The 13,395-nt window shown below is 67.7% G+C and carries 10 protein-coding genes; 6 read left to right on the top strand and 4 right to left on the bottom strand.

The window, feature by feature from the left end; translation table 11 throughout:
• Positions 1-68: 68 nt before the first annotated feature.
• The 3 genes from QM470_RS18535 to QM470_RS18525 all read left to right on the top strand — a co-directional run bounded on the left by QM470_RS18535 (position 69) and on the right by QM470_RS18525 (position 4,672).
• Positions 69-2,078 (top strand): methyl-accepting chemotaxis protein, encoded by a 2,010-nt coding sequence (locus QM470_RS18535; RefSeq protein ID WP_283340274.1) that lies wholly within the window; start codon positions 69-71, stop codon positions 2,076-2,078.
• 123 nt (positions 2,079-2,201) lie between these two features.
• Positions 2,202-3,701, top strand: a complete 1,500-nt coding sequence (locus QM470_RS18530) for a M20 family metallopeptidase (RefSeq protein ID WP_283340273.1) — start codon at positions 2,202-2,204, stop codon at positions 3,699-3,701.
• A gap of 116 nt (positions 3,702-3,817) precedes the next feature.
• Positions 3,818-4,672 carry an alpha/beta hydrolase gene (locus QM470_RS18525; protein WP_283340272.1) on the top strand — a complete coding sequence of 285 codons (855 nt, stop codon included), beginning with the start codon at positions 3,818-3,820 and terminating at the stop codon, positions 4,670-4,672.
• Positions 4,673-4,678: 6 nt separating this feature from the next.
• Here the strand turns inward: QM470_RS18525 and QM470_RS18520 are convergent, their stop codons facing one another.
• The 4 genes from QM470_RS18520 to QM470_RS18505 form a co-directional block, all read right to left on the bottom strand.
• Complete coding sequence (locus QM470_RS18520) at positions 4,679-5,056, bottom strand: RidA family protein (protein ID WP_066538300.1); 378 nt, start codon at positions 5,054-5,056, stop codon at positions 4,679-4,681.
• A 143-nt stretch (positions 5,057-5,199) separates the two neighbouring features.
• Positions 5,200-6,426 carry a GGDEF domain-containing protein gene (locus QM470_RS18515; protein ID WP_283340271.1) on the bottom strand — a complete coding sequence of 409 codons (1,227 nt, stop codon included), beginning with the start codon at positions 6,424-6,426 and terminating at the stop codon, positions 5,200-5,202.
• Between the two features lie 151 nt (positions 6,427-6,577).
• Entirely contained in the window at positions 6,578-7,309 is a 732-nt protein-coding gene (locus tag QM470_RS18510; RefSeq protein ID WP_283340270.1) for a 16S rRNA (uracil(1498)-N(3))-methyltransferase, read from the bottom strand.
• 112 nt (positions 7,310-7,421) lie between these two features.
• The gene (locus tag QM470_RS18505; protein ID WP_283340269.1) at positions 7,422-8,519 is read right to left on the bottom strand and encodes an aminoglycoside phosphotransferase family protein; all 1,098 of its coding nucleotides are present in this window, start codon (positions 8,517-8,519) and stop codon (positions 7,422-7,424) included.
• A gap of 72 nt (positions 8,520-8,591) precedes the next feature.
• On the opposite strand from QM470_RS18505, the gene QM470_RS18500 reads away from it, so the two are divergent.
• The 3 genes from QM470_RS18500 to rsmA all read left to right on the top strand — a co-directional run bounded on the left by QM470_RS18500 (position 8,592) and on the right by rsmA (position 13,324).
• The gene (locus QM470_RS18500; RefSeq protein ID WP_502846857.1) at positions 8,592-11,009 is read left to right on the top strand and encodes an LPS-assembly protein LptD; all 2,418 of its coding nucleotides are present in this window, start codon (positions 8,592-8,594) and stop codon (positions 11,007-11,009) included.
• Positions 11,010-11,026: 17 nt separating this feature from the next.
• Positions 11,027-12,430: a peptidylprolyl isomerase gene (locus QM470_RS18495; protein WP_283340268.1), complete on the top strand. Its 1,404-nt coding sequence runs from the start codon at positions 11,027-11,029 to the stop codon at positions 12,428-12,430.
• A 132-nt stretch (positions 12,431-12,562) separates the two neighbouring features.
• Positions 12,563-13,324 carry a 16S rRNA (adenine(1518)-N(6)/adenine(1519)-N(6))-dimethyltransferase RsmA gene (gene rsmA / locus QM470_RS18490; RefSeq protein WP_283340267.1) on the top strand — a complete coding sequence of 254 codons (762 nt, stop codon included), beginning with the start codon at positions 12,563-12,565 and terminating at the stop codon, positions 13,322-13,324.
• Positions 13,325-13,395: the final 71 nt, after the last annotated feature.

Below are 13,395 nucleotides of genomic sequence, written 5' to 3'. Positions count from 1 at the left end.
TTCGTCAGGACTTACTCAGTAACGCAATGTGAGAATCCGCCCGTTTTGTGTCCTGGTGCGGGTATCCCATGTTGTCCTCTTCTTCTGCGGCTGCAGGCCGTCGTTCCGTGGCCCGCCGGGTCACTGCCATCGCCATCGCGATGGTGGCGCTGGTGTTGCTGGCGCTGAGCCTGGTGACCGCGTCCATCACCAACCAGGCTTCGCGCACGCAGCTTGTGGCCAGCGTGGGCCATGCCACCCAGGCGCTGGTGGCTTCGGTCGACGCGGTGGAACATGCCAACCGCGACATGGTGGTCAAGGCCTCCGAAGGCTTTGCCCGCCACTTTGCGGGCCATGTGGCGCTGGACAGCGCCAGCGGCCAGCTGTCGGTGGACGGCGAGGTGTTGAACGGCAACTTTGCGCTGCCGGACAAGTTCAGCGCCGACACCGGTGGCGTGGCCACGGTGTTTGCCCGCCAGGGTGACGACTTTGTGCGCATCACCACCTCGCTGCGCAACCCGCAGGGCGAGCGCGTGATCGGCACCATGCTGGACCGCCAGCATGCGGCCTATGCCCGGGTGCGCGATGGCCAGAGCTTCATCGGCCGCGCCACGCTGTTCGGCAAGCCGTATATGACGCACTATGCGCCGCTGCGCGATGCGCAGAACCAGGTGGTGGGGATTCTGTTTGTGGGCACCGACCTCAGCGCCTTCCAGGAAGGCCTGCTGCGCCAGGTGTCCGGGCTGCGCCTGTACGAGCATGGCGGTGCCATGGTGATCGACCCGGGTACCAGCCTGGCGCAGGCCCGGTTTGTGGCCCATCCCAGCCATGCCGGCCAGAAGGTGCTGGAGGCCCTTCCCCAGGCCCAGGCGACCTTGCAGGCGCTGGCCGACAGCCCGGACGGCTGGGTGCGCGACGCGGTCGCGCTGCTGCCGGAGCAAGGGGCCGACCCCTGGGCCGTGGTGCGCAAGACCCAGTCCGGCTGGTGGGTGGTGACCGAAGTCTCGGACCGCGAAGCCATGGCCGGCCAGCGCCGTGCGCTGTTTGCCGTGTGGGGTGCCATGGCGGTGGCGCTGGCCCTGCTGGCCGCCGGCCTGTTCTGGGTGCTGCGCCGGGGCGTGAGCCAGCCGCTGCGCGGGCTGACGCAGGCGCTGACCCTGGTGGCCCAGGGCGATCTGACCCAGCCTTTCCACAGCCCGCGCCGCGATGAGATTGGCGATCTGGTGCGCGAGGTGGAAGACATGCGCCAGCGTTACGTGGCCATGCTGCAGCAGGTCAGTCTGGCGGCACACAACATTGCCAGCGCCAGCAGCCAGATTGCCCTGGGCAATGCCGATCTGGCCGAGCGCACCGACAACACCGCCGACCGCCTGGCGCGCACCGCCCAGCGCATGGTGGACACCGCACAGGGCGTGCACCAGGCCGCCGATGCGGCGCGCCAGGCGCACCAGCTGTCGGCTTCGGCCGTGGAAGTGGCTTCGCGCGGCGGTGAGGTGGTGGGCCAGGTGGTGCGCACCATGGGGGCGATCAACGACAGCAGCCGCCAGATTGCCGACATCATCGGCGTGATCGACGGCATCGCCTTCCAGACCAACATCCTGGCACTGAACGCCGCCGTGGAAGCCGCCCGCGCCGGGGAGCAGGGCCGGGGCTTCGCCGTGGTGGCCAGCGAGGTGCGTTCGTTGGCCGGGCGCAGCGCCGAAGCGGCCAAGCAGATCAAGGCGCTGATCGGCAGCTCGGTCCACCAGGTGGAGTCCGGTGCGCAGCTGGTGCAGGCCGCCGGCCAGACCATGGACGAGATCGTCAGCTCCGTGCAGCGCATGGGCGACATCGTGGGCGAGATCTCGGCCAGCGCCTCGGAGCAGGCCGAGCGCATGGCCCAGGTCAACCACGATGTGGCCGAGCTGGACCAGCTGACCCAGCAGAACGCTTCGCTGGTGGAGGAGTCGGCGGCGGCTTCATCCAGCATGCGCGACCAGGCCAGCGGCCTGGAGGCGGCGGTCAGCGTGTTCAAGCTGCAGCCCGCCGATGCCCTGACCTTGGATCTGGCCGCGCCGGCGCAGGCACGGGCCGCAGCACTGCCAGCACTGCCTCGCTGACACCGGCTGCGGGGGACTGGCAGGGGCGGGTTGGCGCCCCCTGCGCTGTGGGGGCTCCGGCATGGCGCACAATGGTTGCTTCGCGTCCGCCCTGTGCGGGCCGCAGTGACCAGGAGCTTCGCCATGAACGCACGCATTCCGTCCACCGCGCTGGACACCACACAGGCGCTGGAGCATGTCAGCCAGCAATGGGACCGCGACATCGTGGCCCAGCTCACGGACTACATCGCCATTCCCGCCAAATCGCCCATGTTCGCCCCCGACTGGGCGGCACAGGGCCTGCTGGACACGGTGCTGCGCAACGCCGCCACCTGGGTGGAAGCGCAGAAAGTGCCCGGCCTGAAGCTGGAAATCGTGCGCCTGGAAGGCCGCACACCGGTGCTGTTCTTCGAGGTGGAAGGCACCCAGCCCGGGGCCAATGCCAGCGGCGCCCCCACGGTGCTGATGTACGGCCACCTGGACAAGCAACCCGAATTCGAAGGCTGGCGCAGCGACCTGGGCCCCTGGACCCCGGTGTACCAGGACGGCAAGCTTTACGGCCGTGGCGGCGCAGACGATGGCTATGCCGTCTACGCCAGCGTGGCGGCGGTGCAGGAACTCAAGCGCCAGAACGTGGCCCACCCGCGCATCGTGGGCATCATCGAGACGGCCGAAGAAAGCGGTTCGCGCGATTTGCTGCCCTATGTGGATGCACTGCGTTCCCGCCTGGGAGCGGTGGAACTGGTGATCTGCCTGGACAGCGGTGCTGGCAATTACGACCAGCTGTGGCTGACCACCAGCCTGCGCGGCATGGCCAGCGGCACGCTGAAGGTGGAAATCCTGACCGAAGGGGTGCACTCGGGCGATGCCTCGGGTGTGGTGCCTTCGTCGTTCCGCATCATGCGCCAGGTGCTGGACCGGCTGGAAGACAGCGCGACCGGTCGCATGCTGCCCGCCAGCTTCCACTGCCAGGTGCCGCCCGAGCGTCTGGCGCAGGCCAAGGCCACGGCGACCATCCTGGGCGAGGAAACCTACAAGCGCTTTCCCTGGGCCCACCATGACTGCGGCGGCAGCACGCTGGTGGCCCTGCCCACCACCACCGATCCGGTGGAAGCCCTGCTCAAGCGCACCTGGGAGCCCACGCTGTCCGTCACCGGCGCCGAAGGCTTCCCCACATTGCAGAACGCGGGCAATGTGCTGCGGCCTTACACGGCCTTCAAGCTCAGCCTGCGCCTGCCGCCGCTGGTGGACGCTGCCACCTGCGTGCAGGAGATGAAACAGCTGCTGGAAGACAATGCGCCGTACCAGGCCAAGGTGACCTGGGAAGGTCTGTCCAGCTCCAGCGGCTGGAATGCACCGGGCATGAGCCCCTGGTTTGAAACCGCCCTGAATGCGGCCAGCCAGGCCCACTTTGGCGCGGACTGCGGCTACATCGGCCAGGGCGGCACCATCCCGTTGATGAACCTGCTGAGCCAGGGCTTCCCCACAGCACAGATGATGGTCTGTGGCGTGCTGGGCCCCAAGAGCAATGCCCATGGCCCCAATGAGTTCCTGCATGTGCCCTATGCCAAGAAGCTCACGGCTGCCGTGGCCCAGGTGATTGCCGCCATGCCGGTGGCGCAATCCGAGGAAGCGACAGCTTGAGTCGCTGAGGGAATTCCCAAAAATAGCTGCCCAAGCCCACGCAAAGGGCGCAGGCAGCTATTTTTTTGATATTCCCGGCCCATCCGCGCCGAGTACTGCAAGGAGAGCCCCGCGGTATGCATCCGACAGAGTCCACTTTCCTGCCCGCTGCTGACGGTACGCCCCTGGCGGTCTACGACTGGCCGCTGGCGCCTGCGGCGGCGGTGCGTGCCACGGTGCTGATCGTGCATGGCATGGGCGAGCACGCCGGCCGCTATGCCGCGCTGGCGCAGCGATTGAACGGCTGGGGCATGGCGGTGCGGGCCTATGACCAGTATGGCCACGGCCGGTCGGGCGGCCCCCGGGGCGGCCTGAGCAGCGACGGGCGGCTGCTGGACGATCTGGCGCGGGTGCTGGACGCCACCCGTGCCGGCATGCCGGCCTCCCGGCCCCTGGTGCTGCTGGGACACAGCATGGGCGGATTGGTGGCGGCGGACGCGGTGGCATCCGGTGCATGCCAGGTGCAGGGCCTGGTGCTGTCCTCCCCCGCGCTGGCGCTGCATTTGTCGGGGTTGCAGAAAGCCTTGCTGGCCAGTCTGCCCCGGCTGCTGCCGAATCTGCGCGTCCACAATGGCGTGGATTCGCGCCATCTGTCACACGACCCGGCGGTGGTGCAGGCCTATGACCGCGATCCCTTGCAGCACCCGCGCATCAGCGGCCGGATGGCGCGCTACATGGCCGAAGGCGGCGCGCGGGTCGTGGCCCGGGCGCCGGCCTGGCGCACGCCTACCTTGCTGCTGTGGGCCGGGCAGGACCGGGTGGTGGATCCGGCGGGCAGTGCCGCCCTGGCCCGGCAGGCACCACCGGCGGTGCTGCAGGCCCAGTGCTTTGGACCGGCGTTCCACGAGATCTTCAACGAAAGCGAGGCCCTGGCGGCGCCGGTGTTCACCCGGCTGCAGCAGTGGCTCGACCAGCAGTTTCCGCCGCGTTAGGCCGTATCAGGCCGCGATCTGCGCGCCGATGACCACCACCTCGATCAGGTACTGGGGGTTGATGGCCGGGGCGATCACGGTGCAGCGGGGCGGGGTGTGGCCGGGCACGATCCAGGCATCCCAGACCTCGTTCATCACGGTGATGTCGGCCGCGTTGCGGATGAAGATGTTGCACGACAGGATGTGGGCCTTGCTGCTGCCCGCTTCGTTCAGCAGGCGCTCCACATGGCCCAGCACCTCCTGGGTCTGCACGCGCATGTCGCCATCCGGGTGGTTTTCAGGGATCTGGCCGGCCAGGTAGACGGTGCCGTGGTGGACCGCGGTCTCGGACAGGCGAGCGCCCACATGGTGGCGGGTGATGGGGCCGGAGGTGGAAACAGTCATGCAGAAACTCCAAGGTGGCGGACGGCCCGGGACACGGGGCCGTCCAAACCGCACAGCGTAGCGCAGGATGGCCACTGCGCGCGGGATAGAGCGGCGTTCCGTGCCCTGGAGCAGACCAGCGCGCCCTGCACCGGGGGCAGGGGTCAGTGGAGGGAGGCCGCTGTCTGCGGGGGCACCGCGGGGCCCCCGGTCAATCCGGCCGGGGCCAGCGGCGGTGGCGGAGGAGGGGGCGGCGGCGGTGCCTGCAGGTCGGCCAGCACCACGCAGTTGCGGCCCTGGTGCTTGGCGCGGTAGAGGGCCTGGTCGGCGCGCTCCAGCGTGGCTTCGACCGATTCGCCGGGCAGGTGCACGGTCAGGCCGGTGGAGACGGTCATGCGCAGGCCTTCGGGTGCATCGGCCACGACGGCCTGGGAAACGGCGTGTCCAATGCGCTGCAGCAGGCTGAGGGCGGCGTTGTCGTTCACATCCCCCAGCAGCAGCACGAATTCTTCGCCGCCCCAGCGGGCCAGCACATCGCCGCCGCGCACGGTGTGGCGCACGGTGTGGGCAAAAGCCTGCAGCGCACGGTCGCCGACGGCATGGCCGTAGTTGTCGTTGATGCGTTTGAAGTGGTCAATGTCCAGCACGGCCAGGGCCATGCTGCGCTGGCCCCGCACGCAGCGCCGCTGTTCCAGCTCCAGCAGCTCCAGCATGGAGCGGCGGTTGAGCAGGCCCGTCAGCGCATCGCGCGATGCCAGGGCCCGGTGTTCCTCCAAGGCCCGTGACAAGGCCAGCCGCTGCTGCTGGAGCCGGCTGCGCAGGGAATGCAGGCGCAGGCTGACCCCCATGCAGGCCAGCAGCACCACGGCCAGCATCACGGCGTGGGCGGCGTCGACCACCGACACCGGCTGGTTCAGCAGCCGGGGGGCCAGCACCATGGCGGTGCTGGTGGCCACGAAGGCGTACACGGTGATGCCCACGATCTGGCGCATGCGCAGGCCCAGCGAACCGAACAGCAGCACCATGGCCACCATGCAGGGCAGCATGTCGCGGGCATCGGCCACCACCAGATAGGCCACGGCAGCGCTGGTGATGGCCCAGAGCATCTGCGGCAGGGTCAGCGAGGGGTCGTTCAGGCGGCGTGTCCAGCCCAGGCGGATGGCCAGGGTGGCTGCCAGCAGGCCTCCCAGCGACACCAGGCTCCAGCTGACGACCCAGGACAGGGGGGCGTGGCTGTTCAGGGCCAGCCAGAGCAGCAAGCCAACGCAGCACGCCATCAGCACCAGGGCCAGGCCGGACATGGCCGTGTGGGTGCGGATGTGCGGATCGTCCGACAGCAGCCAGCGCCGTATGCGGGCCGTCTGCGAAGGCGGCTCGGTGGCGGATGTCACGGCAGCTTTCCTTCTGGGCTGCGCCGGTGGGTAACCTGCGCAGGGGTCCGGTTGTAAATAAATGTTTCCGGATTCTAGGAAAATGTCGTCTCTTGGACAGAGCCGCAGGCAAAAATTACCACGTTGACACGACGAACGGTCGTTTGCGGGTTCAACCCAATACCAGTGCGGACAGCGCCATGATGGGGGCGGTTTCGGCGCGCAGCACACGCGGGCCCAGCGTGACCGGGGCAAAGCCCTGGGCGCGGGCCAGGGCCTCTTCGGCCGGAGACAGGCCGCCTTCGGGGCCGGACAGGAACAGGACCGGTGTCTGGCCGGCCGCCACGGCCTGCAGCAGCGGGCGTGTGCCTTCGGCCAGCGAGAGCAGTACGCGCTGCGTGTCTGCGGAGTCGGCCTGCGGGTGGGCGGCGGTCCATTCGGCCAGGGTCATCGCCGGGTGGATGGCGGGCACGCGGTTGCCACCGCATTGCTCGCAGGCGGCCACGGCCACGGCCTGCCAGTGGCTGCGCTTCTTGTCACCGCGCTCGCCCTTGAGCTTGAGCACGCTGCGTTCGGCCAGCAGCGGGGTGATGCTGGCCACACCGATTTCGGTGGCTTTTTCCACCAGCCAGTCCATGCGCTCGTTGGCGGTGATCCCGGCCAGCAGGTGCACCGGGCGGGAGGCTTCGCGCGCCGTGGCGTGGAAGGCCTCCACACGCACCTGCACCGTGCTGCGGCCCATCTGCAGGATGGTGGCGCTCCATTCGCCGTCGCCGCTGCCGTCGAACAGGGTGATGGTGTGGCCGGGCTGCATGCGCAGCACCTGCACATGGCGGGCAGCGCCGGCGGGCAGGTCCAGTTCGGCGCCGGTGGTCAGCGGCAGGGGGCAGTGAAAGCGCGGCATGCGGTGGGTGCTGGCAAGGAAGAAACGGGTGAAGAGGGTATGCAGCCAGTGTCAGATGAGGGGCCCCGGAAACTGGCGCTGCAGGTGCAGAGGGTGCGGTGCAAGCCGATGATCACATCCGGCCGTAGGCATAGCCGACCTGGGCCTGGATGCCTTCGATCTGGTCGACCAGACGCAGCAGCGGCGCCAGCTCGCGGTAGCGGCTGCAGGTGGTGCGGATGTAGTGGATGAAGCGCGGCGTATCCGCCAGGTACTTGGGCTTGCCGTCGCGCAATGTGAGCCGGGCAAAGATGCCGGCCACCTTCAGGTGGCGCTGCAGGCCCATCCATTCGACGGCGCGGTAGAACTCGCCGAAGTCATCGCCCCAGCCGGAGGCGCTCTTGGCGCCGATCAATCCCGAGCGGCGCGCTTTTTCCCAGTAACGCACGGTAATGTCGATGACAAAGTCCTCTTCCCAGGTCAGGAAGGCATCGCGCAGCAGGCTGGCGATATCGTAGGTGACGGGACCGTAGACCGCGTCCTGGAAGTCGAGCACGGCCAGCGGCTGGGTGGGGTCGCTGGGCAGCATCAGATTGCGTGCCATGAAGTCGCGGTGCACATAGACGCTGGGCGCCTGCAGGTTGTGCGCCACGATCTGGTCGAACGCCTTGGTCAGCACGGCCTGCTGCTTGTCGTCCAGCGTGACCTGGCGGTGCTGGGCGATATACCAGTCGGGGAAGAGCTGCAGCTCGCGGCGCAGCAGGGCCTCGTCGTACGCCGGCAGCACGCCGGGGCGGGAGGCCTGCTGCCACTGCAGCAGCAGGTCCACGGCGTGGCGGTACCAGAGTTCGGCATCCTGGGGCCGGGCGGGGTCCAGCACCTCGATCAGCGTGCGGCTGCCCATGTCGGAGAGCAGCATGAAGCCGTCGGGCTGGTTCCAGTCCAGGATGGCCGGCACGTTCAGGCCGGATTGCTGCATCAGGCCTTGCACCTGGACGAAAGGGGTACAGTTCTCCTTGTCCGGCGGGGCGTCCATGACGATCAGGCTGCCGCCTGCGCTGCGGTCAAGGCGCAGATAGCGGCGAAAGCTTGCATCGGCCGAAGCCGGGCGCAGGGTGGACAGCTCCAGCCCATGCTGGACAGCCAAGGGCGTCAGCCAGGTCTGGAAGGCGTGTTCGCGGGCCGGATCGGCCCATACCACGCTGGAAATGGGGGAGATGGAATCGCTCATGGATAATCGGATTCTACAAACCGTCCGGCACCAGCCGGGTGCCCCCGGATTTTTCTTCGCCCACCATTGAACGTGTCTGCCCGTTTGCTGCCCCCAGCCCTCTCCGTGACATCCCGGTGCGCCCCACCGCGTGGTGCCGTTGTGCGTCCGCTGGCGGCCGCTGCCCTGCTGGCCTGTTCCGGCGCCTGGGCGCAGACCGCGCCCCCGGACGGCGGCGGTGATCTGCCGCCGCTGCAGCTCAAGCCCAGCAGCCAGCTGCTGGAAAAGCTGCCAGCGGCCGTCGAGGACCAACTGCCCTCCTATGTGCGCGGTGACCATGTGACCGGCCAGGCCGACGTGCGGGCCCAGGTCAGCGGCAATGCCGAACTGCGCAAGGGCGATATGGTGGTGCGCGCCGACCGCGTGGACTACTCCGTGGCCGAGGATCTGGTCGACGCCGAAGGCAGTGTGCACATCAACAAGGGCGGAGATGTGTACCAGGGCACGGCGCTCAAGCTGCATGTGGACGCCTTCCAGGGCCAGTTCAACGACGCCAGCTACCAGTTTCTGCAGACCCAGGCGCATGGCGATGCCTCGCGGGTGGACTTCATCGACCGTGACCGCTCCGTCGTGCACGATGCCACCTACACCACCTGCCTGCGCGACGATTCCGCCAGCTGGGAGCCCGACTGGGTGCTGCGTGCCAAGACCATCCAGCTGGACCGCGCGGAAGAAGTGGGCTATGCCAAGGACGCCGTGCTGGAGTTCAAGGGCGTGCCGGTGCTGCCGGTGCCCGCGGTGAGCTTTCCGCTGTCGGACAAGCGCAAATCCGGTCTGCTGCCTCCCAGCATCGGCATCGACAGCGTCAACGGCATGGAATATGCCCAGCCGTACTACTGGAATCTGGCGCCCAACCGCGATGCCATCCTCACCCCTACGGTGATGAGCAAGCGCGGCCTGGGGCTGGCCGGAGAATTCCGCTATCTGGAGCCGAAGTACAGCGGCGAACTGACGCTGGAGGCCATGCCCGAGGACAAGCTGCGCGACCGGGACCGCTGGGGTTATTCCTGGAAGCACCGTCAGTCCTTCGATTCCCCGATCGGCGGTCTGGGCCTGAGCTTTGACGTGAACCGCGTCAGCGATGGCAACTACTGGCGCGATTTCACCCGTGCCAGCAAGCTGCTGCGCGAGCGGCTGGTGCCCAGCACCGGGACCCTGAGCTGGGCGCGCAACGACCACAGCGTGACGCTGCTGATGCAGCAGTGGCAGGTGCAGCAGCAGGTGGATTCGCCCATCGTGCCGCCCTTTGACCGCATGCCGCAGCTGGTGTGGCGCTACACCCCCTACGACCTGCCCGGCGGGCTGGATTTCAGCTGGGAAGCCGACACCACGCGTTTTCGCGCCCACAACCTCGATGGCAGCAACCACATCTGGAATGGCCAGCGCAGCTATGCCCTGGCCCAGCTGAGCCGCTCCTTCCTGGCGCCGGGCTGGTTCATCAAGCCCAAGGTGCAGATCCACACCACCAGCTACCAGCTGGACAACACGGTCATCAATGGCCAAACCAGCTTCCAGCGCACCCTGCCCACGTTCAGCCTGGACAGCGGGCTGGTGTTCGAGCGCGACACCACGTTCTTCGGCAAGGATTACGTGCAGACGCTGGAGCCGCGCGCCTTCTACGCCTACACGCCATACCGCGACCAGTCCATGCTGCCGGTCTATGACACGGCGCGTTCGGACTTCAACTTCGCCTCCATCTTCATGGAGAACAGCTATGTGGGCCAGGACCGCATAGCCGACAACAATGTGCTGACCATGGGCCTGACCACCCGCTGGCTGGACCGCCAGACAGGTGCGGAAGCGGTGCGCCTGGGGATTGCCCAGCGCATGCGCTTCAAGGACCAGCGCGTGACCCTGCCGGGCGAGGTGCCGGGCACCGAAAGCCTGTCGGACCTGCTGCTCGGGGCCGGTTTCAACTGGAACCAGCGCTGGGCGTTCGACAGCACGGTGCAGTACAACCAGGACACCAACCGCAGCACCCGCTCCACGGTCAGCGCCCGCTACAGCCCGGGACCCTACCGAACCATCAGCATGGCGTACCGCATGCAGCGGGGCTCCAGCGAACAGGTGGATGTGGGCTGGCAGTGGCCGGTGGCCGCGCTGCTGGGGGGAGACTTCACCCCGCCAGCACGCCGCAACCTGCCGGGCGAGGGCCGCTGGTACACCGTGGGCCGGATGAACTACAGCATGCAGGACAACAAGATGATCGACACCGTGGTCGGCTTCGAGTACGACAGCTGCTGCTGGATTGGCCGGGTCCTGGTGGAACGCCACCAGAACAGCATCCGCTCTTCGGCGACCAAGCTGATGTTCCAGGTCGAGTTCGTGGGCTTCTCGCGCCTGAGCCTGGGCAACGATCCCCTGCAAAGCCTCAAAGACCAGATTCCGCGTTACCGCGGCCTGCGTGACGGAACCGACTCTGTTGCCAGCCGCTTCAGCAATTACGATTGATTTCCATGATCCGTTCCATGCGATTTTCTGCATTGCCGCGCCATGCGGTGTCCGCCAGTGTTCTGTGTCTGTCGGCCTTGGCCGGCATGGGTGCTTCGGCCCAGGGACTGCGTGCCAGCGGTGCGCCGGGCATGTCCCGCGCACTGGAGCAAACCCAGACGCCCGAATTGCGCCGCGAAGCGGCTGCGCAGGGCCTGCGCTCGGCCGATTACATCGTGGCGGTGGTCAATTCCGAGCCGGTGACCAACAACGAAGTGCGTGCCCGCATGGCACGGGTCGAGGACAGTCTGGCCAAGGAAGGCGGTCAGCGTCCGCCCCAGGCACAGCTGGCCCGCGAGGTGCTGGAGCGCCTGATTCTGGAAAAGGCCCAGATCCAGTACGCCAAGGAAATCGGCATCAAGGTCGATGACTACGCGGTGGACCAGGGCATGGAGGCCGTGGCCCGCAACAACAGCATCAGCAAGGCCCAGCTGCTGCGCGAGCTGAAGAAGGAAGGCATCGCCGAAGCCAAGTTCCGCGACGAGCTGCGCAACCAGATGACGCTGCAGCGCCTGCGGGAGCGGGAAGTGGACAACCGGGTCAAGGTCAGCGAACAGGACATCGACCGCTACCTGCGCGAGCAGCGCAGCAAGACCGGGCAGACCGATGCCGCTGTGGCGGCACTGAACCTGGGCCACATCCTGGTGGCCGTGCCCGAAGGCGCCTCCGAAGCGCAGGTGGCGCAGCTCAAGGCACGTGCCGAGGAAGCCGCACAGGCGGCCCGCAGCGGCGATTTCGAGGCAGCCGCCCAGCGCTTCTCCGATGTCAAGACAACGCCCATCCTGGGCCTGCGTCCGGCCGACCGCTATCCCGAGCTGTTTGTGCAGTCCGTGCGCAGCGCGGCGGTGGGCAGCGTGGTGGGGCCGGTGCGCTCGCCAGCCGGTTTCCACGTGCTGAAGGTGATCGACAAGAGCTCCGATGGCGTCCCCATGGTGGTGGCGCAGAACCATGCCCGCCACATTCTGCTGCGCACCTCCGCACAGATGAACGAGCGGGAAGCGGCCGAGCGCCTGGCCGAGCTGCGCAACCGCATCCTCCAGGGCAATGCCACTTTCGAAGCGCTGGCGCGCCAGTATTCGCAGGACGGCAGTGCCGCCCAGGGCGGCGATCTGGGCTGGGCCGGCCCGGGCCGCTATGTGCCCGAGTTCGAGCAGGTGCTGGAGCGTCTGCAGCCCGGCGAAATCAGCCCTCCCGTGGTCTCGCGCTTTGGCGTGCACCTGATCCAGTTGGTGGAACGCCGCCAGGCCGCGCTGAGCCAGCGTGAGCAGCGCGAGATGCTGCGCGATGTGGTCAAGGCCCAGAAGACCGAAAAAGACTACGACACCTGGCTGCAGGAGCTGCGTGGCCGCACCTATGTGGAATACCGCGAGCCGCCGCAGTAAGCGCGGCGGACAGGGGCGTACGGGTGGCGGGATGCCCCTGTGCCCCCGTCGGCACAGCGGGAGTGCCATCATTCCGGCTGTGCCCCTTTCTTTTTCTTACCGAGCGGTGCTGAGGCACCGCTTTTGCTTGGCATGAAACATATTCCCCGCAAGCGCTTTGGCCAGAACTTTCTGACCGACCACGGCATCATCGACGCCATCGTGGATGCCATCCACCCCCAGGCCGGCGAGCCGGTGGTGGAGATCGGCCCCGGCCTGATGGCGCTGACCCAGCCCCTGGTGGAGCGCCTGGGCAAGATCACCGTCATCGAGCTGGACCGTGACCTGGCCGTGCGCCTGCGTCTGCGGCCCGAGCTGGACGTGGTCGAGAGCGATGTGCTGAAGGTGGATTTCCGGGCACTGGCCCAGCGCCTGGGCGTGCCCAGGCTGCGCGTGGTGGGCAATCTGCCCTACAACATCTCGTCGCCCATCCTGTTCCATTTGATGGACTGCGTGGACGTGGTGCAGGACCAGCATTTCATGCTGCAGAAAGAGGTGATCGACCGCATGGTGGCCGATGCCGGTTCGTCCGACTACGGGCGCCTGTCCGTGATGCTGCAGTGGCGCTACGCCATGGAAAACGTGCTGTTCGTGCCGCCGGAGAGCTTTGACCCGCCGCCCAAGGTCAACAGTGCCGTGGTGCGCATGGTGCCCAAGGCCGAGCCTGCGGCGCTGAACCCGCAGCTGCTGGAGGAACTGGTGCGGGTGGCCTTCAGCCAGCGCCGCAAGATCCTGCGCAACACCCTGGGCAAGTGGCTGGAGGAAAAAGGCTTTGCGGGCGACTTCGACCTGCAGCGCCGCGCCGAGGAAGTGCCGGTGCGCGAGTACGAAGCCCTAGCGGCGGCCCTGTCCTGACCACACGGCGGCCCCTGTAGGCCGACGGCGCCCGGTGCACGGGAACCGGCAGAGGCCCTACACGAAAACGC

Origin of the sequence: Comamonas sp. 17RB (genome assembly GCF_030056555.1) — a bacterium.
GTDB classification, from domain to species: domain Bacteria; phylum Pseudomonadota; class Gammaproteobacteria; order Burkholderiales; family Burkholderiaceae_C; genus Comamonas; species Comamonas terrigena.
The sequence above is the reverse complement of the archived record's forward strand: the minus strand, read 5'-3'. Positions and strand labels throughout refer to the sequence as shown.

What these genes read in the sequence shown, in the direction of transcription:
- QM470_RS18535 (WP_283340274.1), top strand. Translation starts at nt 69, where the DNA reads ATGTTGTCCTCTTCTTCTGCGGCTGCAGGCCGTCGTTCCGTGGCCCGC.
- QM470_RS18530 (WP_283340273.1), top strand. Translation starts at nt 2,202, where the DNA reads ATGAACGCACGCATTCCGTCCACCGCGCTGGACACCACACAGGCGCTG.
- QM470_RS18525 (WP_283340272.1), top strand. Translation starts at nt 3,818, where the DNA reads ATGCATCCGACAGAGTCCACTTTCCTGCCCGCTGCTGACGGTACGCCC.
- QM470_RS18520 (WP_066538300.1), bottom strand. Translation starts at nt 5,056, where the DNA reads ATGACTGTTTCCACCTCCGGCCCCATCACCCGCCACCATGTGGGCGCT.
- QM470_RS18510 (WP_283340270.1), bottom strand. Translation starts at nt 7,309, where the DNA reads ATGCCGCGCTTTCACTGCCCCCTGCCGCTGACCACCGGCGCCGAACTG.
- QM470_RS18505 (WP_283340269.1), bottom strand. Translation starts at nt 8,519, where the DNA reads ATGAGCGATTCCATCTCCCCCATTTCCAGCGTGGTATGGGCCGATCCG.
- QM470_RS18495 (WP_283340268.1), top strand. Translation starts at nt 11,027, where the DNA reads ATGCGATTTTCTGCATTGCCGCGCCATGCGGTGTCCGCCAGTGTTCTG.
- rsmA (WP_283340267.1), top strand. Translation starts at nt 12,563, where the DNA reads ATGAAACATATTCCCCGCAAGCGCTTTGGCCAGAACTTTCTGACCGAC.